Below are 22,463 nucleotides of genomic sequence, written 5' to 3'. Positions count from 1 at the left end.
GCCCGCCATCATGCAACACGAAGCCCTCAGATCAGTAGGGGCCTGTCACAACTTCAGATGGTCAGCTGCCAATCGGTCCAGGCGTCGACCGGGCGGAACCCGAGCTGCTCGTTGATGCTGATCATGTGATCGTTGGCCGCCGCGTTCCAGGTGTCGATCGCGGCCAGGGCCGGCTCGTGGGCAAGTGCGTGCCGAAGGTTCTCGACCTTGACGAGCAGGCCGAGGCGGTGCCCCCGGTGTGCGGGGTCGACGATGGTGATCTCCTGCCAGGCGTGCCACGGCGTGGACGGCCCTCTGTCGATCATCGTCCAGGCCACCATCCGGCCGGTCGCCTCGTGCACCGCGCCGACGTGGTAGCGCCGTCGGCCGCGCAGCCGCTGGATCCGCTCGATCTCCCGGAGCCGCGCGGCATCAACCTGCTCCGCCTCGATCGCGAGATCGCCCATCGGCGCGTCGGTGAGCAGCCGGCTCTCAAGCCGGGCGATGTCGACCACGTACTCCTCGGCCACCGGCCCCCGCCAGGCCACCGTCCGGTAGCCGGCGGCCCGGGCGCGGGCGGCGTCGTGCAGCGCGGTCAGGGCCGCCTGATCGAGCCGCGTGGTGTCCAGGCGGCGTCGCACCTCGGCCAGCGCGGCCTGCGCTCCGGCCGCCGCCGCAAAGGCCGCCCCGGGCGCTTCCCGCCCCGGTCCGTCGGGCAGCGGCCCGGGAGTCTCACCGATCAACCGCTCCCGGCCGTGCTCGGCGGCCACCTTCCGGGCGTACGCCAGCAGGGTTCGGCCCACTCCCCGCCGCCGTTGCGCCGGATCGACGGTCAGCTCGACGGTGGCGATGCCGGTGTTCTCCAGTTGCGGCAGCCGCATCCGCAGGTGGCCGGCCACCTCGCCGTCCCGCCGGGCCAGCGCCTGGTGAATCACGTTGCCGTGCGGCGGATGGACGACCAGGAGCCCGAACTCGGCCCGGTCCCCCACCGGCAGGTCGGGCAGGTCGACCGCCTGCGCCGCCGCGACGACGCGGTACGCCTCGTCGAGCGCTGCCTCGTCGGTGGACTCGTACGGCGTGACGGCGATGTCCATGGCGGTGAGCCTGCCGGCACCGCCCGGCCACCGCCACCGGTTTTCGCCGGTCACACGTCTAGCTGCCAGTTGCTCCAGCGGTCCCGCACCCGGAAACCGAGCTGCTCGTTGATGGCGATCATGTGGTCGTTGCTGGCCGCGTTGAAGGTGTCGATCACCCGCACGCCCGGCTCGTGGGCGAGCAGGTGCCGCAGATTTTCGATCTTGGAAAGCAGGCCCAGCCGATGACCCCGGTGCTCCGGGTCGACGATGGTGATCTGCTGGAACGAGTGCCAGTCCGCGGACGCCCCGACGTCCAGCAGCGTCCACGCGACCAGCCGACCGGACGCCTCGTGGCGGACACCGACGTGGTAACGCCGCCGGCCCCGCGCCTCCAGCGCCAGCTCGGTGCCGCGTAGGCGTTCGGCGTCGACCTGCTCCGGCTCCCACGCCAGGTCGCCCATCGGCGCGTCGGCCAGCAGCCGTCCGTCGAGGTACGCCACGTCGGCGGCCAGGTCGTCGGGAGTGCCCCCGCGCCAGTGCAGCACCTCGTAGCCGACCGCCCGGCCCCGGGCGTCGGCCAGCAGCGCGTCCAGTGCCGCCTGATCGAGGTCAGCGGTGTCGAGGCGCCGCCGCACGTCGGTCAGGGCATCGACCGCGCCCATGGCCACGGCGAACGCGTTACCCGGCGACCGACGACCGGGCTCGCCGGCAAGCTCCGCCCGGCTCATCGCACTCACCCGTTTACGCCCGCGCCCGCGCAGCAGGCCGAGCCCGTGTTCGGCCAACGCGCGGCCCACGCCTCGGCGGCGTTGCGCCGGATGCACGATCAGCTCAGCGGAGGCGTTCTCTGTGTTGTCCAGCTGCGGCAGGTCCAGCCGGAGAAAACCGGCCGGCTCACCGTCGATCCGCGCCAGCAGCATGGTGGTTTCGTAGCCCGGCATCGGATGGCGGAGCAGGGCGGTGAATCGTCGCCGGCATAGGGGCGGGAAGTCCGGCTCATCGGCGGCCACCTGTGCGGCACCGATCTGATACGCCTGCTCGACGGCCACCTCGTCGGTGGCCTCGACAGGGGCGATGGTGATGGTCATGCCGGCAGCCTGCGCCAGCGACAGACGAGCGGGCCAGCGAATTTTCGCTGGCCCGCTCGGACGTTGGTCGGGAGGGACGATCGCACAACGCCTCCGGCGCTGGGTCGTAAAGACTGAAAGTCTACGGCGAAGCGCCCTCCCGCACGGAGCATCTTGCGCCGTCGGTTTGCGGTCGTCAAGTCCCTGGCGGCGTGTTTCGCTCACTCCCTGCGAAATACCGCTTACTCATCCGTTGGTCGTCGTCAGCTCAGCAGGCCCGCGTCGCGGGCGGCCCGCAACGAAGGCTTGATCCGGTGGGTGGGGCCGACCTCACCGGCGACCGCGTCGAGTGTCTTCAGCCCTTCGCCGGTGTTGAACACCACCGTCTCGGCGGACGGGTCCAGTCGGCCCGACTCGACCAGCTTGCGCAGCACCGCCACGGTGACCCCACCGGCCGTCTCCGCGAAGACCCCGGTGGTACGCGCCAGCAGGCGTACCCCCGCCCGGATCTCGTCGTCGTCGGCGTAGTCCATCCAGCCACCGGTGCGGCGCACCGCCTCCAGTGCGTACAGCCCGGCCGCCGGGTCGCCGATGTTCAGCGACTTGGCGATCCCGGTCGGCTTGACCGGGGTGATGGCGTCGGTTTCCGCGTGCAGTGCGGTGGCGATCGGGTTGCAGCCTGCCGACTGCGCCCCGAAGACCTTCCAGCCACCGGCCGGGGCCTCGACCAGGCCGATCTCGACCAGCTCGCTGAACGCCTTGTCAATCTTGGTGAGCAGCTCGCCCGAGGCCATCGGGATGACCACCTGGGCGGGGATCCGCCAACCGAGTTGCTCGGCCACCTCGTACCCGAGCGTCTTGGACCCCTCCGCGTAGTACGGCCGCACGTTGACGTTGACGAAGGCGGTGTCCTCGAACTCGTCGGTCTCGACCAGTTCGCCGCAGAGCCGGTTCACGTCGTCGTACGACCCGTCGATGGCGACCAGGTCGCCGCCGTAGACGGCGGTCGTGACGACCTTGCCCTGCTCCAGGTCGCTGGGGATGAAGACCACGGACGGCGTGCCCACCCGGGCGGCGTGGGCCGCCACCGAGTTGGCCAGGTTGCCGGTGGAGGCGCAGGCGAACCGGGAGAAGCCCAGCGCGCGGGCGGCGGTCAGCGCCACCGACACCACCCGGTCCTTGAAGGAGTGGGTGGGATTGGCGCTGTCGTCCTTGACCCAGAGCGGAGCGGTGATGCCCAACTCGGCGGCGAGCTGGTCGGCGGCCACCAGCGGGGTGAACCCCGGATCCAAGGTGACCCGGGTGGCCGGGTCCTGGCCGGCGGGCAGCAGGGCGGCGTACCGCCAGAGATTGCGCGGACCGGCCTCGATCTGCTCGCGGGTGACAGTGGCGAGCGCGGCCGGATCGTAGTCGACCTCCAGCGGGCCGAAACACTCGAAACAGGCGTGCTGGGCGGCGAGCGGGTAGCGGGCCGAGCAGGCACGGCAGACCAGGGCACGGGCGGGGCTGGCGGCGGTGTCGATGCCGGACGGGGCGAGCGTCGACGTCATGTCGAAGTCCTCTCATCTTTCCCCGCATCGCACCCTGCGGCGGGGACGGAATTGGCACCTGCCCCGCCGGACGCTCAACGGTGAGCGCGCGAGGTGGTTGCCGGGGCGTCGTCGGGCCGTATCCCTCAGCCCCTCTGGATGAGGTATGCAGTTGTATCGCCGAGTCTAGGCAATCCGGCCGCGGCCGTCGCCGGTCAATCCCAGCCTGTGAGCGAATCCTCAGCGGCGCCGTCGCGTGCCCCGGCACCGCTGAGGACCGCCGTCAGGCCGGGACGGATCGCGGTTCAGCCTGATCCAGGGCGACCGTCGCCGCCCCGCGCCGCCACAGGTTGTCAACTGCCCAGGTGCCCGGGCCGAGGACCGCGACCAGGAAGAACGACCAGCAGAAGAGCACCGACAACTCGCCGTTGTTGCGCAGCGGCAGCAACGCGTCGGGCTGGTGGACCACGAAGTACGCGTAGGCCATGGAACCCGACGCCAGCAGGGCCGCGGGCCGGGTGAACAGCCCCAGGAGCACGAGGGCGCCGCAGACCAACTGGATCATCGCGGCGTACCAGCCGGGCCACTGGCCGAGCGGCACCGCCTCGCCGGCGCCACGGTTGCCGCCGAAGACGCCGAAGACGGACGACATGCCGTGAATGAGGAACAACAACCCGATGACAATGCGGAACAGGGACAGAGCCGGCCCGCCGAACCGGTCAGTGCGCATTGGTACCTCCTACGAGTGGGGTGGTGGTACCAGAATGCGGACCTTATAGATAGTTGTCGATGCAATCTCTCTTGGTGGGAACGCTCCCAGTCATCCTAGCGGCCGAAACTTCCGGGGGCAGCACCATGACGGAAACCTTATCGGCTGCTGACGCGGGTGGCCGGGGGCATCGGCCGCCGCGGCCGGGTGCGACGATGCACCGATGCCACGCACAACGGTCCGCAGCTCGACCGCCGGCGGCCGTCGGCTCGTCGCCGTGCCGGTCTCGATCGCCGCAGCGTTCGGTCTGCTCGCCGGTTGCGCCCCGGTCGGCGACGTCGCAAGTGCGCCGCCCGGCCCGGTCCCGGCTTCCAGCGGGCCCGGCGGTACGCCGCCCGGTGACGCCGATCTCGGCGGTACGCCCTCCCGGGACGGCGAGCTCGGCGGGGCCAACGGCCCGACGTCCGGCTGCCCCGACTCCGGCGTCCGGATCAGCGCCGGCGACGTCAACGCCGCCATGGGGCTGCGGGCGATGGGCCTGGAACTGGTCAACTGCGGCGACCGCCCCTACCGGCTGCACGGGTATCCGGAGCCGCAACTGCGGGACGCGGACGGCGAGGTCATCCCGGTCCGGGTGATCCGGGGTGCCGAAGGAATCACGTCCGGCTTCGACGATCCACCCCGGCCGCTGGTGCTGGCCCCCGGTGAGGCCGCCGGCACCGCCCTGCTCTGGCGCAACCTGGTCGACAACCCGACCGTGGTGGCGACCAACGCCGAGCACCTCGACGTCGCCCCGCTGCGCGGCCGGCCTGCGCAACGGGTCGTCATAGCGGGGCGGATCGACCTGGGCAACACCGACCGGCTCGGGGTCAGCGCCTGGCAGAAGCGGGAGCCGAGCACGCCGGAGCCGACGCCCTCGACGCCGAACCCGCCGCCCACCACACCGGTGCCGCTGCTCTGAGCTGTCCCGGCACGGCAAGATCCCGTGCCGGGACAGCCCACCGCGGACGGCGCGAAACGCGCTCGTGACCTGCGCTCAGCTGGTGATGTCCTTGCGGGTGAAGCGCCAGAAGGCCAGGCCCCAGAACACGGTCGCGTAGCAGATCGCCGAGACCGTGCCCCGGACGATGTCGTCGGTCTGCACGGGCGTGGAGAGCAGTCCCAGCCACGCGGTGCTGTAGTGGGTCGGCAGGAACGACCGGATCGCGCCGAGCGCGGTGATCTGATCCAGGATGCTGGAGAGAATCCACAGCAGCACCGCACCACCTACCGCGCCCAGCGCCGCGTCGGTGGTCACCGAGAGCAGAAACGCCAGGCCCGCGACCACCAGCAGGACGATCGCCAGGTAACCGAGCACCGCGAGCAGCCGCAGCAGCCCCTCACCCGGCTCCAACTGGGCGGCGACCGTGCTGCGCAGCGGCGACCAGCCGTAGCGCAGGGTGCCGATGGCCAGCGCGGTGCCGGCGAGCAGGATCAGCGCCAGCGCCGAGTACGCGAGCGCGACAAGCAACTTCACCGTGAGCAGTCGGGCCCGGGGCACCGGGATCGCCAGCAGGTAGCGCAGACTTCCCCAACTCGCCTCGCTCGCCACCGTGTCACCACAGAACAGCGCGACCACGACGACCAACAGGAACGAGGCCGACACGAAGATGGTGAAGAGGGTGAAGTTCAGCCCACCGGAGGTGGCGAGATCGATCAGGCTGCCGAACTCGCCCCCGCCGTTGTCGTCGTCGTTGGTGTCGAACTGGAACGCGATCAGGATGATCAGCGGCAGCAGCACCATGAAGCCGAGTGCCAACTGGGTACGCCGGCGCGACGCCTGCCGGCGGAACTCCGCCCCGAACGGCAGCGTCCGGGCGGGCCGGTAGCCGGCCGCCGCACCCGAGGCGGCAAGCGTCGTCGTGTCCCGCGTCGGCTCGACAGTCGATCCCGCCATCACCGGTCCCCGCTTCCCCGAGAGTTCTCGCCCACCAGGGCGAGGAAGGCGTCCTCCAGGCGGCGCCGGGGCACCACCCGGTCCACTGCGATCCCGGCCCGGACCAGCTCGGCGACCACCTCGCTGCGGGCGGTGCCGTTCGTGTCGACCACCAACTGCCCATCGGCGTCGTCCAGGACCCGTACGCCACCGAGGCCGTCGAGCACGGTGCGGGCCGCGGTCGGGTCACCCACCTCGAACAGCACGCTCGGCGAGTCGCCGACGATCTCCTCGACCGGTCCGGAGGCCACGATCCGGCCCTTGTTCACCACCACGGCGTGGGTACAGGTCTGCTCCACCTCGGCGAGCAGGTGGCTCGAGACCAGCACCGCCCGACCGTCGGTGGCGTACCGCTGGAGCACCCGGCGCATCTCGGCGATCTGCGGTGGGTCCAGCCCGTCGGTCGGTTCGTCGAGCACAAGCAGTTCCGGTAGGCCGAGCATGGCCTGGGCGATGGCGAGGCGCTGCTTCATGCCGTGGCTGTACTTACGCACCCGCCGGTGCACCGAGGAACCCAGCCCGGCGATCTCCAGTGCCTGCTCGAAGTGGGCGTCGGCCGCCGGCCGGCCGGTCGCCCGCCAGTACGCCTTCAGATTCTCCAGACCGGACAGATGCGGCAGGAACCCCGGCCCCTCCACCAGCGCGCCGATCCGCGAGAGTACGGGTGAGCCGGGCACCAGCCGGTGCCCGAAGACGTAGATCTCCCCCGCGGTCGGCTGGGTGAGCCCCATCAGCACCCGCAACGTGGTGGTCTTGCCGGCGCCGTTGGGCCCGAGCAGGCCGACCACCTGACCGGGGTGCACCTCGAAGTCCACCTCGGAGACCGCGACGAAGCCGTCGGCGTACTCCTTGCGCAGCCGGCGTACGGCCAGCGGGGTGTCCGCGTACTGCGGATGCACGGAGCTGTCCTGACGACGGTGCCGCAGGCGCAGCACGGCCACGAGCACGACGAGGCCGACCACGATCGCGGCGAGCAGCCCGACCAGGATCCAGCGCCAGAGCGCCGCCTCGGTGGGGATCGGGTCGCTGTCGACCGTCGGCAGGCTGACCGGCGTGTCGCCGACCGCCACCGTGTAAACGGCCGGCTCGATCGGCGTCGTGTACGCCTGGTCCGAGGTGGCCACCACCAGCCGGAGCCGATGCCCGGCCTCCACCCGGTGCACGATCGCCGGCAGGGTCACGGTGACCGGTGCGGCGGCGTCGACGCTCGCCGGCAGGCCGCTGAGCCGGATCGGCGCGATCAGCCCGCTGGGCAGGGTGGCCGCCCCTTCCGGGTCGACCACGTAGAGCTTGGCGAAGAGGACGGCCTCGCCACTGCTCGACGCGGCGCGCAGCGACACGGTCGGCGCACCGACGATGTCGACCGCCTCGGTCAGCGGCTCGGACTCGAACCGGGCGTGCTGTCCGGGTATGTCGCCGGCCACCCCGCTGAGCAGCGAGCTCAGCGAGCCGGCGAACGGTACCGAGGAGATCGCGGCGGGATTTCCGCCGGGCGGGTTGGCCACCGGCTGGGCCGGGCCGGCCACAGCCAACTCGACGCGGGAGTCGCCGCCGAGACCGGGGTAGTCGTCGGTGCGGTACCCGGTGGCGACCAGGCCCCGGTCCATCGCGTCGAAGCCGGCGATCCGGGAGAAGGTGAAGGTGTCGCCCGGCGCGTCACCGTCGCCGGCCACGTAGTGGTCGAGCCACTGCGCGGTGAGGAACTTCACCCGATCGGAGTCGGTCTGCGGTCCCGCACCGCCGTCGTGGCCGCCGGTGAACCAGGCGACCCGGACCGGGGTGCCGTTCGCGGCGATGCCCCGGGCGTTGGCGTCGGCCTCGGCGAGCGGGAAGAGAGTGTCCGCCGCGCCCTGCACCAGCAGGGTGGGCGCGGTGATCCGGTTCAGCACCCCGGCCGGGCTGGACCGCCGCAGCAGGTCGACGGCGGCCTGGTCGCCCCGCCCGGTGGCGGCGATGCGCAGGTACGCGGCGCAGACATCGGCGGCGAACCGTCCGCAGGAGGGATCAGGCAGACCGCCGACGGTCGGTGCACCGGGTGCGGTGCCGGGCCCCTGTCCCGGGGCGGGGCTGGGTGGCCCGGCGCCCGGCGCGCCCTCCGGCGTCTCGGCGCCGGTGCCGGAGATCCCGGCCGGACCGGAGCCGACGTTTCCGCCGCCGCCGAAGAAGATGCCGGCCCAGCCGGACTTGAACACACCCTCGGCCGGCTCGCCGCCGGTGCTCTCCGGCAGGAAGGCGCGGGACAGATCGTTCCAGGTGATCATGGGAACGATCGCGTCGACCCGCTGGTCCTGGGCGGCGAGCAGCAGTGACAGGGCACCACCGTAGGAGCCGCCGACCACACCCACCCGGGGGTCACCGGTGGCGTCAGTGCGGACTTCCGGACGCGCGGCGAGCCAGTCCAGCAGCCGCTGCGCGTCGCGTACCTCATGGTCCGGACTGTCCAGGTGGATCTGGCCACCGCTGCGACCGAAGCCGCGCGCGGTCCAGGTCAGTACGGCGTACCCCCGGTCGGCCAGGTCCTCGGCGTCGGTGCGGACCGACTCCTTGGTGCCGCCGAAGCCGTGGGCGAGCAGGACCGCCGGCACCTCGCGGCCGGCGGCGGCGTCACGCGGGAGGTACAACGTGGTGTCCAGGTCGACCGGCTCGTCACCGTCCGGTCCGGACCGGACGGTGAGCATCGCGGACTCGGTACGGAAGCCCGGCCGGTCCGGCCAGACCGCCCACACCACGGCCGCCGCCAGCAGGACGACGGCCGCCGTGGCGGCGACGGCCCGGCGACCGGTGGGCAGGGCACGTCGGATCCGCGCGGCCGAGAACGGCGATCTCATTGGGCACACGGTACGGCCCGAAACCTGAGTATTAGCTGAGATCCGCCGTACGTCCGTTCTGGTAGCCCGATCGTCATCCGGCGAAGGTCATCCGCACAGCGTCCAGTCGGCGAACCTTTGGGATGACTTCGCATCGCGGAAATTCCTGCCTTTCATTCGAATCTATACTCAAGTGCGCCTATCTCCTACATCAGCGGCACCCACCGTGAGCGAATTGATCGCCGTGAGTCACATCGCTCGAAGTGACGCAAAGCCGACGGTTGCCGACCGACCGATAGCACCAGGCTTCGATTAGTTTTCCGGTCCGGCGCACGGGACCGGCTCGTCGACGCCGTCGGACAACCTGCGCCATGCCGGAGGAGACAACCATGACCGTTCCCGCTCCGCGGGTCCGTCGCCGGCCCCGGACACCGGGCCGGCTGTTGCCGCTGCTACTCGCCACCGCGCTGCTGCTGCCGGTGGCGTTCCTCGTCGTACAGGCACACCAGTTCGTCGACACCGACCGCGACGTCGTCGGGCGGGAACGACTCGGCGTCGAGTATCTCCGCGCCCTCGGTCCGGTGACCGACGCGCTCGTCGACGCGCAGAGCGCCGCCGTCACTGGTCGGTCACTGCGCCGGGACACCCTCGACCAGGCGGTCGAGCGGGCCGCCACGGTCGACGCGCGCATCGGTGGCGAGTTGAGCACCAGCGAGCGGTGGGCCGGGCTCCGCGCGAAGTTGGAGGCGCTGCCCGAACGCCCACTTACCGACCCGGAGGCTGCCTTCACCGTGTACGGCGAGGTCACCGACCTGCTGCTGGCCCTGCACGGCAAGGTCCGGGAGACCTCCGGCCTGATCCGGGACCCCGGTGTCGACGCGTACTTCCTCCAGGACGGCGTCGCGGAGGAGATGCCGGAGGCGATGGTGGCCGCCGGCCGCCTCACCGACCTGGCCGTACTGATGAACCGCCGGCCCGCGGCCGAACGGATCCAGTCGCTCAGCCAGCTGGCCACCCTCCGGGGCGCCGCCCTGCAACCCGCCAACGACCTGGCCAACAACCTGCGGGCGGTGGTGGAGAACACGGAGAGCGCCGACCTGGGCACAAACGTGCTCACCCCCTTCGACGCCTACCAGCGGGCCGTCGAGACGATGGCCCTGCACTCCCAGCCGGTCGACCGGGCGGGCACGGTCGACACGACCCGGCTCCTCGCCGCCCGCAACGACGCACAACAGGCCGCGAAGCAGCTCCACCCGGTCCTCCTCGACGAGATCGACCGGCTGCTGGTGGAGCGGCTCGACGGGTTGGACCGGGATCGCCTGCTGATCCTCGGCGCGGGTGGCCTCGCCGCACTGCTGCTGCTCGGGCTCGCGGTGGGCAGCTGGATGTCCCGCCCGAGTGACACCTCCGCCGCGCCGGCGGGCGGCGGCGTGCCGCCTCCGCCGCCCGGTGTCCGATGGGACGCCGTCGGGTCACGCCCCGCCGGACCGCCACCGGCGCTCCAGCCCGTCGGACAGGTCCACGAGCCGGATCGGTGGAGGCCCTTCGATGCTGCTCGGTAGGCTCCGCATCCGGGGCAAACTCACCCTGCTGGTGACCATTCCCCTGCTCTGCATGCTGGGGCTGACCCTGCCGGTGGTCTGGGAACGAGCCGGTGTGGCCCAGCGGGCCGGCGACATCGACCAGACCGTCCAACTCGCCAGCCGGGTCGGCACCCTACTCCAGCACCTGCAGCGGGAACGCATGCTCGCCGTCGGCCTCCTGCTCGGGCAGGTCGAGCGCAGCGCGCTGGTGCAGGAGATCGCGGAGGTGGACGACCGGATCGTCGATCTGCGGGTCGACTTCGACGACGACCTTCCGACCGAGGTGGGCAGGGCACTCGACGGCGTAGCGCAACTCGCCGAGGTACGCACGGCCGTACTGGCCGGACAGGCGGCGCCGCCACAGGTCATCGGCGCGTACGGGCCGGTCCACCTCGCCCTGATCGACTCGTTGCGGCTGCCGCACGACGTGGACACCCGGACCCCCGCCGGACGACAGACGCTGGCCCTGGACAGCATCCTGCGCAAGAGCGAGGGACTCAGCAGCGGCGGTGCCCTGATCGTGCTGGTCGCCGCCTCGCCCGACCCACAGTTCGCCACCGCCTTCGTGGCCAACATGGCCACCCTCCAGTCGGAGAGCAACAAGATGCTCGGCCTGCTCACCCCGGAGCAGCAGGCGCTGGTGAACATCGAGCAGACCGCCGTGGACGCCCGGACCAGCCCGGAGTTCCTCCAACAGAGCGCCCTGGACCCGGTGGCCGCGGTGGGGGACATCCCCATCCAGGCCCTCTTCCCCACCGTCTCCTCACTGATCACGCTGGGTCAGTTCGTCGAGAAGAAACTGGTCGCCGACGTGACCGCCGAGGTACGCGAACAACGGCAGACGGCGCTGGCCGGGGCGTACTGGGTGACCGGGCTGGTCGTGGTGATCCTGGTCGGCGTGGTGCTGCTCGCCCTGGCCATCGGCCGCACGGTGACCGGGCCGCTGACCCGGCTCACCCGCTCCGCGGACCGGGTCGCCCGGGTCGCCGAGTCCGAGCTGGTCCGGGTGGCCGACGACGAGGCCGACAACGCTCAACCCGTCCGCCTCGATCCCGTCGATGTCCGCGCCCGGGACGAGGTCGGCGACCTGGCCCGTGCCTTCGAACGGGTGCAGAACACGGCCGCGCGGCTGGTGGAACGGCAGGCGGCGAGCCGCCGCAACGTCGCCCAGATGTTCGGTCACGTCGGCCGGCGTACCCAGAACCTGGTCGGTCGGCAGATCGCCCTGATCGACCGGTTGGAGCAGCAGGAGACCGATCCCGGGCGGCTGGAGAACCTGTACCGGCTCGACCACATCTCCAGCCGGCTGCGGCGCAACGCGGGCAACCTCGTGGTGCTCTCCGGCGCGGTGGGCGACGTCGCGCACGTCGCGCCGGTTCCGCTGGCCAATGTGGTCCGGCTCGCCCTCGGCGAGATCGAGGACTACACCCGGGTGGACGTGCAGGTGCCGACCGAGGCCGCAGCGGCACCGGCGATCGTCGGCGACCTGGTGCTGGCGCTCGCCGAACTGATGGAGAACGCCACCGTCTTCTCACCGCCGCACGCCCGGGTACTGGTCAGCGGTGAACTCACCGAGAACGGCGTACAGCTCACCGTGGTGGACCACGGCATCGGCATGACCGAGGCGCGACTGACCGACGAGAACGCCCGCCTCACCCGGCGGGAGCGGCTGGACCTCGCCCCGACCGAGGTGCTGGGGCTGTTCGTGGTGGGTCGGTTGGCCCGCCGGCACCGCTGGGCGGTCGGTCTCTCCGCCACCCCGGGCGGCGGCGTCACCGCCACTCTCCGGATTCCCCGTACGTCGCTTGTCGTCGGGACGCCCGAGCCGGCCGGCCCTCCGGTCACGCCGGTCGGCCGGGCCGCACCGGTGGCCGCCCTCCCGGCCCGGCACCAACTCGAACCGGTGCCACCGAACCGGGACAGCCCGGCAGCGGTAGACCTGGCCGCCCCCGCGACGGAACCGGCGACGGCACCGGCCGGGTTCAACCCCACGCTGCTGACGCGAGCCACCGAGAGCATGGAGCTGTCCGAGTCCTGGGACGCGTTCGCCACCGGCCCGGAGCCCGCCGGGGGAGCCGGCGCGGAACCGGCCGGGATCGACGCGGCGACCGTGACGGTGCCGCAGGTCGCACCGGCGTCGGCGGCCCCGCCGGCCCCGATGCCCGGCATCCGGCAGCGGGTGCCGGGTGCCAGCCTGCCGAGGACGGCACCGAAGGTGGGCCCGGTCGACACCACCGGCGTGGACCCGAATGCCGCTCGCGCCGCTGTCGAGGCGTTCGAGTCGGGGGTACGCCGGGCCGAGCTGAGCCAGGCCGACGCCCTGCCACAGCCGGTCGAGCCGCCCGCTCCCCCGGGTCTGGCCCAGTTGTCCCGCCGGGTGCCCGGCGCCAACCTGATCGAGCAACTGCCGCAGCAACCGCTCACCCAGGACCCGGGCGATCCGGCCGAGGTCCGCGATCGCATCAACGCGTTCGAGACGGGCGTCGCCCGGGCTCTGCGCGATGTCCGTAACGACCGCAGCGACGACGAAGGAACGCCACGTTGACCAGCCCGCACGTGCACGACAACCTCGACCACCAGAGCCATCCGGCCGGCGACCTCAGCCCCGAGGCCCGCACCTTCAACTGGCTGCTGGATTCCTTCACCTCCGGGACCGCGGGGGTGCTGGAGGCGATCGCCGTGTCGTCGGACGGCCTGCTGATGGCCATGTCCGCGATCAAGGACAGGTCCAACGCGGAGCGTCTCGCCGCGGTCGTCTCCGGTATGACCAGCCTGGCCGGCGGGGCCGCCAGTTGGTACGCGTTGGGCGGCCTCAACCGGGTCGTCGTGGACATGGCCGAGGGGTATCTCCTGATCAGCGCGATCAGCAGCGGGTCGGTGCTCGGCGTGGTCGCCGACCGGTCGGCGAACCTGGGCACCGTCGCCTACGAGATGACCCTCTTCGCCGGCCGGGCAGGTGGTGCGCTCACCCCGCGCCTGATCGCCGAACTCAAGAACTCCGTACAGCAATGACTCCCGACGCCGCCGGTGCGGAACAGGAGCCGGTTATCCGCATCCGGCCCTACCTGCGCGAGTCCTCCCCAGCCGGCTCCGCCGGCCCGGCGGGCGCACCGGCGGCGATCGGACCGGAGCCCGAGGAGGCCGGGCCGACCGGACCTCGCCCCTTCGTGCTGACCGCCGGCCGGGTGGCCGGCGCCGACCCCACGATCGGCCTGGAGACCCAGGTGACCGCCCGACCGACCACCGAATCGTGGAAGGTCACGGCCGCCCGGTTGAGCCCGGAACTCCAGGCGATCGTGGCGCTCTGCGGTGAGCCGATCTCGGTCGCCGAGATCTCCGCCAAGACCCGGTTGCACTTCGGCGTGACCCGGGTGCTGGTGGGCGATCTGCGCGCCGCCGGCCACCTGGACGTACACGTGACCGACGCCGACGACGCCCTCGACCCCGACGTCATCCTGCGAGTGATTGATGGACTCCGTGCAATCTCCTGACTGGCCCGCCGCGCCGCCGGGCGCGCTCGCCGCCAACAGCGCCGCGGCCCGCTACGGCGGTCCGGCACCGACCCCACCGTCCATCGGGCGGGCCGCCGCGCCAGCGCCACCACCACCGGCCCACGCCGCCCCGGCACCGCCGCCGTACCGGCCGCCGGCCGCGACGCCCGCCGCCGCGGGTACCCCGAGGGCGACGCCGCCGATCCCGGTGAAGATCCTGGTGGCCGGCGGCTTCGGAGTCGGCAAGACCACCACCGTGGGCTCGATCTCGGAGATCGCCCCGCTGACCACCGAGGCGGAGATGACCACCGCCGGGATCGGGGTCGACGACCCTGGTCAGCGCTCCGGAAAGACCACCACCACGGTTGCGATGGACTTCGGTTGTGTCACCATCGACCGAAGCCTGAAGCTCTACCTGTTCGGCACACCGGGCCAGACCCGTTTCGGCTTCATGTGGGACGACCTGGCCCGGGGTGCGCTCGGCGCGCTGGTGGTGGTCGACAGCGCCCGGCTCGACGACTGCTACCCGGCGATCGACTTCTTCGAGCGGGCGGGACTGCCGTTCGTGGTCGGGGTCAACGCCTTCGACGGGCGCTTGGCGCACGACCTGGGTGCGATCCGGTGGGCTCTGGCGATCGGCGAACATGTACCCCTGGTGCAGTTCGACGCGCGGGACCGGCTTTCGGTCCGGGACGCCCTGCTGGTCGTCCTGGACCGCGCGCTGGATCGGGCCACCCGGGAGAAACGGGCCTGAGCCGACCGGCTCGCAGGCCCCTCGTGGGAAGGGGTGAGGCGATGAGAGGCGGACTGGACGAGACTCTGGCCCGGATGCGTCGGCGCGAGGAGGCGCTGCGTCGACGGGCCGCGGACCCGACCATGCCGGCCGACGACCAGCCCGGTGCGGAGCCGGGCCCGAGCCACGGGTCCGACTCCGGTTGGCGGCCCGACAGCCGCAACGCGGGACCCGGCTGGTCCAACGTTCACGAACCGGTCCACGAGGCACCGCCACGGCACCCGGTGGAGGACGTGGCCGAGGCGCTGCGCGCGGCCGTCGCGGCGCACCCGGGGGCGTCCGTCGCCGCGCGGGTCGAGCACGACGGGCAGGCGTACGACCTGCGGGTGGCCTGGGTCGACCAGCAGGTCACGGTCAGCGGACAGCCCGCCGCGCCCCCACCGTCCTGGCCGCTGTCGGTCAAGACGGTGCCCGGCTGGCCCTCCGCCCAGGACGGGCTGAGCGACGACCCGGCGGCCCGATTGGCCGAGCTGATCCGCCGGGATCCGTCGCTGCTCACCGGGGAGGAGCCGGCCGGCTGACCGGACGAGGTGTGACCAGGCGCTAGGGTCGGGCGGTGGGCGAACCCGAGCTGACCCTGATCGCGAGCCTGCGGCCGGCCGCACTGGACGCCCGGCGGGGCATCGTCCGGCTGCACCCGGAGGCGCTCACCGCCCTCGCGCTGCGCCCGGGTGACCCGGTCCGGCTCGCGGGACGGCGGGTGACCGCCGGTCTCGTCGCGGCGGCCGAGGGCACCGCCAGCGCGGCCTTGCTGCACGCCGACGACCTGATGCTGGGCAACCTCGGCGTACGTGACGGCGGACAGGTGCGACTGAGCCCGGCCCCGGTCACCCCGGCCCGCCGGGTGCTGCTCGCCGGGCCGGCCGAGATCGTCGCGGTGGTCTCGCCGGAGATGCTGCGGCTGGCCCTGCTCGGCAAGGTGGTCACCGCCGGGGACGATGTCTCCCTGCTGCCCCAGGACGTGCTGCCGGACGCGTCGACCCGCACCCTGGTCGAGGCCGCCCGGCGCAGCCTCTCCACCCGGGTCGGCTACGCCTGGACCAGCACCCTGCTGCGGGTGCTGGCTGCCGAACCGGACCCGGGCGCCCTTGTCACCATGGACACCCTGGTGGCCTGGGAGCATGGCCCAGCCACCCATGGCGGCACCGGCGCGGGTGGCTCCCGGGTGGCGGACGGCCGGCTCGCAGGCGGTGGTATCCACGACTCGCCGGCCAGCGGCCGGACTATTGGCTGGCCGGCGGGCGCCGGCACTTCCGGTAACTGGCCGAGCGCGGAGACCGCCGGCGGCGGGCGGGCGTCGGACGCCGCCGGTGGTGGCGGCAGTCGTACCCGGGCGGTGGGGCGGAGCGGGGACGCCCTGGGGGCCGGTGTGTGGCCGGACGCCGACGCGGCCCGGGCCGACGAGGCGGGCGGGCAGGACGTGCCGTCGGTGGACGAGCTGCCTGGCCTGCGCGCCCAGGCGGAGGAGCTGACCGAGCTGCTCGACCTCGGCTTTCACCACCGAGAGGTGCTCAGCCGGCTGGGCACCACCGTGGCGCTGGGGGTGCTGGTGAGCGGGCCGGCCGGCTCGGGCAAGGCGGCGCTGGTCCGGGCGGTGGCCGCCCAGGTCGGCGCCCGGGTGCATCCGCTCTGGGCGCCGGAGATCGCGGCGTTGACAAACGACTCGGCCGCGGCCCGGCTCCGGGCGGTGACTGCCGAGGCGCTGGCCGCCGGGCCGGCCGTGCTGCTGGTCACCGACGTGGAGGCGCTGGCCCCGGCGGAGGCTCCCGGACCGGTGGCGACCGTGTTCCGGCAGTGCGTGGCACAGCTCGTACGGGCCGGAGCGGCGGTGGTCGGCACCAGCAGCCGGCCGGAGGCTGTCGACCCGACCCTGCGTGCCCCGGACCTGCTCTCGTTGCGGATCGACGTGCCGCTGCCCGACGCCGCCCTGCGCCGGGAGCAGCTGACCGTGCTGACCCGTCCGGTGCCGCTCGCCGACGACGTACGGCTGGACGAGGTCGCCGCGCGTACCCCCGGTTTCGTCGCCGCCGATCTGGCCGCGCTGGTTCGCGAGGCCGGCGTGCGCGCGGCCCTGCGGCAGAAGTCGGCGCAGACGCCCACGGTGCTGATGGCGGACTTCACCGCCGCTCTGGAGGTGGTGCGGCCGACCACCATGGCCGCCGCCACCCTCGAACTGGCCCGGGTCACCCTCGACGACGTCGGTGACCTGATGGAGGTCAAGCAGACGCTCACCGAGTCGGTGCTGTGGCCGCTCACCTATCCGGACACCTTCGCCCGGCTCGGCGTGCAACCACCACGCGGGGTGCTGCTCTACGGCCCGCCGGGCTGCGGCAAGACCTACCTGGTGACCGCGCTGGCCGGGACCGGCCGGGCGAACGTGCTGTCGGTCAAGGGCGCGGAGCTGCTGTCCAAGTGGGTCGGCGAGAGCGAACGCGCGGTACGGGAACTGTTCCGCCGAGCCCGGGAGGCCGCCCCGACGCTTGTCTTCCTCGACGAGGTGGACGCCCTCGCCCCGGTACGCGGCCAGGCCACCGACGGCGGCACCACCGACCGGGTCGTCGCCGCCCTGCTCACCGAGCTGGACGGGGTGGAGGCGCTGCGCAACGTCGTGGTGATCGGCGCGACGAACCGTCCCGACCTGGTCGACCCGGCGCTGCTGCGCCCGGGTCGACTGGAACGGCTGGTGTACGTGCCGCCACCGGACGCCGAGGCCCGGACGGAGATCCTGCGGGCCGCCGCACGCAACGTGCCACTCGCCGAGGGCGTCGACCTACCCGCGCTCGGCGCGGAGTTGGACGGATTCTCGGCCGCCGACTGCGCGGCGCTGATCCGCGAGGCCGCGCTGGCCGCGATGCGCGAGTCGCTCACCGCCTCCACGGTCACCGCCGAGCACGTGGCGACGGCCCGGTCCCGGGTCCGCCCGTCCCTGGACCCGGCCCAGGTCGCCTGGCTCGCCGCGTACGCAGAACAGCGCAGCTGAGCGCGCCTCGTCAACAGGCCGCCACGTCGTCCAGCGAGATCTCGGCGTACACCCGGTCGTCGGCCTCGCGCAGCTTCGCGCCGCACCTTTCGAGGACGGAGAGCGCGCCGCGGTTCTCCGACGCGGTGTCCGCGACCACGGTCCGCATGCCGGCCGCTGCCGCCAGGTGCAGCAGTTCCCGCAGCGCTGCCGCGCCGATCCCCTGGCCACGGGCCGACCGGCCGAGCCACATGCCGACCTCGGCAACGCCGGGCTCGTCCCGCCGGCTCATCCGGATCATTCCGACCACCTCGCCGCCCGCCACGATCGCGTACATCGCACTGCGGGCGGACGCGTCGAGCCCACCGAAGCGGGCCCGGTGGAACTCCCGAAACGCCTCCCGCCGCGCGTTCGACCAGCCGGCCGGCGCCTCCACCGGCGGCATCACGTCGGCCGGCTCCGCCTCGGCCACCGCCACCGAGAGCAACGGTTCGAGGTTTCGCTCGTCCACCGGCTCCAACCGGACCGCACCAGTCACGTGCCGCAGTCTTCCGCGCCCGGCGCCGCACGTCCACCCGGTTGGCGACGACCGGCCCCTCCGGTGGAGCGGATCGACCGGTCGGTCGAATCACCTCCCGGGTCACGCTGCGCGATCGTCCGGCCGGCCGAACTCGCAGTAGACGGCGGAGGCGTCGTCGGCCGCCTTGTGCCGGCGTCGCCGGTCGGGATGGTCCCGTTCGGCGGCGCGTACCCGGTCAATAAGCCCGTCCGGGCCGTCCGTGGCCACCACGTCCAACAGGCCGGACCAGTCGAGCAGGCCGAATTCCTCGACCGCAGCGGACGCGCCGTCGGAGAGCAGCACGGCGCGACGCAACGCCGCCGGCCCGTGCCGCGGCACCGTCCCGACCACCGCGTGGTAGGCGGCGTCCGGATCGGCGGCGGCGACCCAGTAACCGTGAGTACGGTTCATCCGCTCCCGCTGCACCGTCACAGCGCGCCGGAACCGGGTGGCCCAGTCGGTCGGCTCGGGCAGCAGGTCGGCGGTCTCGCGCAGGTCGGCCGCCGAGGCGGCCAGCCGATCGTCGATCACCACATCGACGTGGCCACCGGTGTCGAGCACCAGCGGGCTGTCACAGAGCACGAGATAGTCGACCTGGTCGCCGCCGTCGCGGAGCAGACACACCGTACTCGACGGGGTGCCGGGGTGGTCGAGGTCACACTGCTCACCGTGATCGGAACGGACCGCGAGGATCGCCGCGGCCAGGTTGCTCACCAGCGTCGCGGCCGGGCGGGCGGCCTCCGCCAGGCCGAGCCGGGCAGCGAGGTGTCGGACGTACCACTGCGGCCCGTGTACGCAGCCGGTGTCGAAACCCTCCGGCACGGTGGCGCCGTCCAGCACCCCGACAAGCGGCCCGAACCGGAACACCAGGTCCTCGTTGGCGGCCCGACCGGGTGGCGGAGCGGACGCGGATCGTACCCGCATGGTGCTTGCGGTCCCGACCACCGCGCCCCGCCGACGCTCGTCCGGGGCCGCCTCGGGCACGCCGATGTCCGGATGCGCCGTTCGTCCCGGCTGTCTGAGGCCCCCGCTGCTCATCGCCACCTCCCCGCGCCCCGGCTACCCACCTCGCGCCGGACGACACTCGTTTGTCATACGGCACGAGGTCAGCACGTCGCTGATCGGCGGCCAGCGGTGTTGCCGGCCGCGTCAGCGGCGGCGGTTGCGGGTCCGGGAGGCACGCAGCCGCACCAGCCGGCCCACCAGCACCGGGTCGGCGGCCAGGGCCGCCGGATTGTCCAGCAGCGCGTTCAACAGTTGGTAGTACCGGGTGGCCGAGAGCCCGAACCGGTCGCGGATGGCCTGCTCCTTGGCACCGGCGTGCCGCCACCACTGCCGCTCGAAGGCGAGCATCTCCCGTTCCCGCTCGTCGAGCCCACCTGCCGGGGCCGCTTCCCCGCCCGCACCGGCACCCGACCTGACGGGTGATTCCCCAGCTTCCGGCGACGCGGTCGGTGACTCCCCGGCCTCCGCCGCGACAGCCGATGTCGAAGCGGCGGCCTGCGGCGACGCGGCGGAGGGGTTGCCCTGCGACGTCGACTCGACCTCGGGGGCGGATCTCGGCGGTGGCACCGTCACGGCGTCCGGACCGGTCTGCGCTGCCGGGGTGGCGTCGGCGGGCTGCATCGTGCTCCTCATCCGGGGGCGGCCGGCACGGCAACGCCAACCTGGCCCATCAGCCTAACGAGGGCCATCACCTGCCGCATCCCGCCGGACGGCGGCACCATCGCGGGGCAGGGCCGAAGAGCTGGCAGTGGCGGACCGCCCCGGCGAGGACGGTCCGCCACCGGCCGGCTCAGGTGATGTCGCGCCGCCGCATCGTCCACAGCGCCGCGCCGAGGAAGAGCACGATCCCGACGGTGAACAACACCGACGAGTGCTGCCAAGTGATGTCCAGGGTGGCGGGCTTGCACTCACCGGTGTAGGTGGCGTTGCAGGCCTGCCAGTCTTGCAGCGTGACCTTCTTGGTCATCCAGGCGATGGCGTAGGTGGGCAGCAGCCACGCCTCGGCGAAGCGCACCTGCGCCATGGAGAGCAGGATGCCGAGCCCGATCTGGCCGACCACCATGACGGCGATCGCCCCGCCGAGCGCCATCGCGGTGTGCCGGCCGAGCGAGGCCAGGGCGAAGCCCACAGTCGCCGCGACCAGCGCCAGCACGATGCCGCGCAGCCCGGTGATGAGGAACGACTGCCAGGCGCCGGAGGTCATCCCCTCGGTGGTGCCGCGCCAGTTGGCGATCAGCCACATGCTGCCGAACCAGGCCGCCGTGGCGGGCAGCGCCAGCGCGAGCAGCCCGGTGAGCAGTGCGCCCAGCTTTGTGAGCAGGACGGTCAGCCGCTTCGGCCGCCAGAGCAACAGGTTCATCATCCCGCCGGTGTTCCACTCGGCCCCCACGAAGGAGGCACCGACCACGAACCCGACCAGGCCCAGGATCGCGGCGAGCGGGATCAGCATCTCGCCGAAGCTCTTCCGGAATTCGAAGGTCGAGGGCAGGAACCACTGCTCCTCGATCGACTCCCGAGGCGGCGCAGTGATCTCGGCGCAGTCGGCCGGGTAGTAGTCGACGGTCTCACCCGCCGCCTTGGCCCGCTCGCAGTTCGCGCGTTCCTGTTCGGCCCAGCGGACCTGCTCCTGATGCTGCTGGTCGGCGGCCCGCCGCGCCTCGGCGAGCTGGTCCGGGCCGATCTTCTGGTTGGTCAGGAACATGCCCGCCGCCACCAGGACCAGCACCAGCAGGCCACCGGCGGTCATCCAGCGGGCGAAGCGCCGCTTGGCCAACCGGCGCAGTTCGGTACGGAAGAGACTCACGCGCCCCAACCTCCTCCGGCGGGCGCGGACGGTGCCGTCCCGTCGACTCGTACGGACTGGTCGACCTGTCGGTGCTGGCCGGGTACCGGCGCGGTGGCGGTCAGTTCGAGGAAGACGCTCTCCAGGTCGACCGCGATCGGCGCGAGTTCGCTGACGTAGAGGCCCTGCTCGGCCAGGAGTCGGGTGACCGTGGCCGGCTTGTCCACTCCGGCGAGCATCAGGTGGTCGTCGTTGGTGGTGACGCGTACGCCCGCCCGGGTCAGTGCGGTGGCGGCGACCGGAAGGTCGGTGACCGCCTCCAGCCGCACCCGGACCGCGCCGGACGAGTGCTGTGCCAGCACCTCGTCGACGGGGCCGAAGGCGACCCGCCGGCCCAGCGAGATGATGGTGACCGAGTCACAGATCAGCTGGATCTCACCGAGGATGTGGCTGGACAGCACCACCGTCATGCCGGCCTCGGAGAGGTTGCGCATCAGCGTCCGCATCTCCCGGATGCCGCCCGGGTCGAGGCCGTTTGCCGGCTCGTCCAGGATCAGCAGCCGCGGGTTCTTGAGCAACGCCGAGGCGACCGCGAGCCGCTGCTTCATGCCGAGCGAGTACGTCTTGACCCGCTCACCCGCCCGGTCGCGCAGACCGACAAGTTCCAGCACCTCGTCGACCCGCTGCTGGGGCAGGTCACCGGCGCCGGCCAGCAGCGACAGCGTGTCGCGCGCGGTGAAGTGCGGGAAGAACTGCGGGCTCTCCACGATCGCGCCGACCTGCGGTGCGACCTGATCCAGCGTGCCGGGCACCTCGTGCCCGAGGATCGCCATCCGGCCGCCGTCCGGCCGGATCAGGCCGAGCAGCGTACGCAGCGTGGTGGTCTTGCCCGACCCGTTGGGGCCGAGGAAGCCGTGCACCTGGCCCGCCTCGACCCGCATGTCGAAGCCGTCCAGGGCGTTGCGGGTGCCACGGCGTCGGCTTCGGTACGTCTTTCGTAGACCTTCGATTTCCAGGACAGCTGGCAAGCTGCACCTCCCCCGTTGGTTGTGGGCGACGACGACACCATACGCGGTATGCAGCCGTGGGCAATACCCGGTATGCAACGCCACGCCGAAACGGGGAATCTCGATACCCTAAGCGTCGAC

General features: G+C 72.5%; 19 protein-coding genes and 1 riboswitch. Of the genes, 8 read left to right on the top strand and 11 right to left on the bottom strand.

The window, feature by feature from the left end:
• Positions 1-53: 53 nt before the first annotated feature.
• From AB0J93_RS04520 to AB0J93_RS04505, 4 genes are all read right to left on the bottom strand, one after another.
• Entirely contained in the window at positions 54-1,073 is a 1,020-nt protein-coding gene (locus AB0J93_RS04520; RefSeq protein WP_363918109.1) for a GNAT family N-acetyltransferase, read from the bottom strand.
• A 50-nt stretch (positions 1,074-1,123) separates the two neighbouring features.
• A complete protein-coding gene (locus AB0J93_RS04515; protein WP_363918107.1) occupies positions 1,124-2,143 on the bottom strand; it encodes a GNAT family N-acetyltransferase in 1,020 nt (339 codons plus the stop codon).
• Between the two features lie 242 nt (positions 2,144-2,385).
• Complete coding sequence (gene thrC, locus AB0J93_RS04510) at positions 2,386-3,672, bottom strand: threonine synthase (protein ID WP_363918105.1); 1,287 nt, start codon at positions 3,670-3,672, stop codon at positions 2,386-2,388.
• Between the two features lie 9 nt (positions 3,673-3,681).
• A riboswitch (SAM riboswitch) is annotated at positions 3,682-3,817 on the bottom strand.
• A gap of 117 nt (positions 3,818-3,934) precedes the next feature.
• Positions 3,935-4,381: a DoxX family protein gene (locus tag AB0J93_RS04505; protein WP_363918103.1), complete on the bottom strand. Its 447-nt coding sequence runs from the start codon at positions 4,379-4,381 to the stop codon at positions 3,935-3,937.
• A 202-nt stretch (positions 4,382-4,583) separates the two neighbouring features.
• Here AB0J93_RS04505 and AB0J93_RS04500 point away from each other — a divergent pair, with 202 nt between their 5' ends.
• Complete coding sequence (locus AB0J93_RS04500; RefSeq protein ID WP_363918101.1) at positions 4,584-5,321, top strand: DUF4232 domain-containing protein; 738 nt, start codon at positions 4,584-4,586, stop codon at positions 5,319-5,321.
• A gap of 75 nt (positions 5,322-5,396) precedes the next feature.
• Here AB0J93_RS04500 and AB0J93_RS04495 read toward each other — a convergent pair whose 3' ends face one another.
• Entirely contained in the window at positions 5,397-6,296 is a 900-nt protein-coding gene (locus AB0J93_RS04495) for an ABC transporter permease subunit (RefSeq protein WP_363918099.1), read from the bottom strand.
• Positions 6,296-9,163 carry an alpha/beta fold hydrolase gene (locus AB0J93_RS04490; RefSeq protein ID WP_363918097.1) on the bottom strand — a complete coding sequence of 956 codons (2,868 nt, stop codon included), beginning with the start codon at positions 9,161-9,163 and terminating at the stop codon, positions 6,296-6,298. The genes AB0J93_RS04495 and AB0J93_RS04490 overlap by 1 nt, the downstream gene beginning before the upstream one ends.
• 368 nt (positions 9,164-9,531) lie before the next feature.
• Here AB0J93_RS04490 and AB0J93_RS04485 point away from each other — a divergent pair, with 368 nt between their 5' ends.
• The 7 genes from AB0J93_RS04485 to AB0J93_RS04455 are packed head-to-tail and all read left to right on the top strand — an operon-like array spanning position 9,532 to position 17,989.
• Complete coding sequence (locus tag AB0J93_RS04485) at positions 9,532-10,704, top strand: hypothetical protein (RefSeq protein WP_363918096.1); 1,173 nt, start codon at positions 9,532-9,534, stop codon at positions 10,702-10,704.
• Positions 10,691-13,270, top strand: a complete 2,580-nt coding sequence (locus tag AB0J93_RS04480; protein ID WP_363918094.1) for a nitrate- and nitrite sensing domain-containing protein — start codon at positions 10,691-10,693, stop codon at positions 13,268-13,270. Before AB0J93_RS04485 ends, AB0J93_RS04480 begins: the two co-directional genes overlap by 14 nt.
• Complete coding sequence (locus AB0J93_RS04475; protein ID WP_363918092.1) at positions 13,267-13,737, top strand: roadblock/LC7 domain-containing protein; 471 nt, start codon at positions 13,267-13,269, stop codon at positions 13,735-13,737. Before AB0J93_RS04480 ends, AB0J93_RS04475 begins: the two co-directional genes overlap by 4 nt.
• On the top strand, positions 13,734-14,216 hold the full coding sequence (locus AB0J93_RS04470; RefSeq protein ID WP_363918090.1) for a DUF742 domain-containing protein: 483 nt from the start codon (positions 13,734-13,736) through the stop codon (positions 14,214-14,216). The genes AB0J93_RS04475 and AB0J93_RS04470 overlap by 4 nt, the downstream gene beginning before the upstream one ends.
• Positions 14,194-14,970, top strand: coding sequence for an ATP/GTP-binding protein (locus AB0J93_RS04465; RefSeq protein ID WP_363918088.1), 777 nt, complete (start codon positions 14,194-14,196; stop codon positions 14,968-14,970). Before AB0J93_RS04470 ends, AB0J93_RS04465 begins: the two co-directional genes overlap by 23 nt.
• A 41-nt stretch (positions 14,971-15,011) precedes the next feature.
• Positions 15,012-15,530, top strand: a complete 519-nt coding sequence (locus AB0J93_RS04460) for a hypothetical protein (RefSeq protein WP_363918086.1) — start codon at positions 15,012-15,014, stop codon at positions 15,528-15,530.
• A 35-nt stretch (positions 15,531-15,565) separates the two neighbouring features.
• Positions 15,566-17,989, top strand: a complete 2,424-nt coding sequence (locus AB0J93_RS04455; protein WP_363918084.1) for an AAA family ATPase — start codon at positions 15,566-15,568, stop codon at positions 17,987-17,989.
• A gap of 10 nt (positions 17,990-17,999) precedes the next feature.
• Here the strand turns inward: AB0J93_RS04455 and AB0J93_RS04450 are convergent, their stop codons facing one another.
• The 5 genes from AB0J93_RS04450 to AB0J93_RS04430 form a co-directional block, all read right to left on the bottom strand.
• Entirely contained in the window at positions 18,000-18,506 is a 507-nt protein-coding gene (locus AB0J93_RS04450; RefSeq protein ID WP_363918082.1) for a GNAT family N-acetyltransferase, read from the bottom strand.
• A gap of 102 nt (positions 18,507-18,608) precedes the next feature.
• Entirely contained in the window at positions 18,609-19,565 is a 957-nt protein-coding gene (locus tag AB0J93_RS04445; protein WP_363918080.1) for a hypothetical protein, read from the bottom strand.
• Positions 19,566-19,676: 111 nt separating this feature from the next.
• Positions 19,677-20,153: a DUF3263 domain-containing protein gene (locus AB0J93_RS04440; protein ID WP_363918078.1), complete on the bottom strand. Its 477-nt coding sequence runs from the start codon at positions 20,151-20,153 to the stop codon at positions 19,677-19,679.
• 169 nt (positions 20,154-20,322) lie between these two features.
• The gene (locus tag AB0J93_RS04435; protein ID WP_363918076.1) at positions 20,323-21,336 is read right to left on the bottom strand and encodes an ABC transporter permease subunit; all 1,014 of its coding nucleotides are present in this window, start codon (positions 21,334-21,336) and stop codon (positions 20,323-20,325) included.
• Complete coding sequence (locus tag AB0J93_RS04430) at positions 21,333-22,343, bottom strand: ATP-binding cassette domain-containing protein (protein ID WP_363918074.1); 1,011 nt, start codon at positions 22,341-22,343, stop codon at positions 21,333-21,335. The genes AB0J93_RS04435 and AB0J93_RS04430 overlap by 4 nt, the downstream gene beginning before the upstream one ends.
• Between the last annotated feature and the right edge of the window lie 120 nt (positions 22,344-22,463).

Source organism: Micromonospora sp. NPDC049374, assembly GCF_040677165.1.
GTDB lineage: Bacteria > Actinomycetota > Actinomycetes > Mycobacteriales > Micromonosporaceae > Micromonospora.
Note: the sequence above shows the minus strand (reverse complement) of the source record. Positions and strands in the feature narration are given on the sequence as shown.

Excerpts from the sequence above, each read along its gene's own strand:
- AB0J93_RS04485 (WP_363918096.1), top strand. The coding sequence starts at position 9,532 with ATGACCGTTCCCGCTCCGCGGGTCCGTCGCCGGCCCCGGACACCGGGC.
- AB0J93_RS04490 (WP_363918097.1), bottom strand. The coding sequence starts at position 9,163 with ATGAGATCGCCGTTCTCGGCCGCGCGGATCCGACGTGCCCTGCCCACC.
- AB0J93_RS04495 (WP_363918099.1), bottom strand. The coding sequence starts at position 6,296 with ATGGCGGGATCGACTGTCGAGCCGACGCGGGACACGACGACGCTTGCC.
- AB0J93_RS04500 (WP_363918101.1), top strand. The coding sequence starts at position 4,584 with ATGCCACGCACAACGGTCCGCAGCTCGACCGCCGGCGGCCGTCGGCTC.
- AB0J93_RS04480 (WP_363918094.1), top strand. The coding sequence starts at position 10,691 with ATGCTGCTCGGTAGGCTCCGCATCCGGGGCAAACTCACCCTGCTGGTG.
- AB0J93_RS04440 (WP_363918078.1), bottom strand. The coding sequence starts at position 20,153 with ATGCAGCCCGCCGACGCCACCCCGGCAGCGCAGACCGGTCCGGACGCC.
- AB0J93_RS04465 (WP_363918088.1), top strand. The coding sequence starts at position 14,194 with ATGGACTCCGTGCAATCTCCTGACTGGCCCGCCGCGCCGCCGGGCGCG.
- AB0J93_RS04515 (WP_363918107.1), bottom strand. The coding sequence starts at position 2,143 with ATGACCATCACCATCGCCCCTGTCGAGGCCACCGACGAGGTGGCCGTC.
- AB0J93_RS04470 (WP_363918090.1), top strand. The coding sequence starts at position 13,734 with ATGACTCCCGACGCCGCCGGTGCGGAACAGGAGCCGGTTATCCGCATC.
- thrC (WP_363918105.1), bottom strand. The coding sequence starts at position 3,672 with ATGACGTCGACGCTCGCCCCGTCCGGCATCGACACCGCCGCCAGCCCC.
- AB0J93_RS04460 (WP_363918086.1), top strand. The coding sequence starts at position 15,012 with ATGAGAGGCGGACTGGACGAGACTCTGGCCCGGATGCGTCGGCGCGAG.
- AB0J93_RS04445 (WP_363918080.1), bottom strand. The coding sequence starts at position 19,565 with ATGAGCAGCGGGGGCCTCAGACAGCCGGGACGAACGGCGCATCCGGAC.
- AB0J93_RS04520 (WP_363918109.1), bottom strand. The coding sequence starts at position 1,073 with ATGGACATCGCCGTCACGCCGTACGAGTCCACCGACGAGGCAGCGCTC.
- AB0J93_RS04505 (WP_363918103.1), bottom strand. The coding sequence starts at position 4,381 with ATGCGCACTGACCGGTTCGGCGGGCCGGCTCTGTCCCTGTTCCGCATT.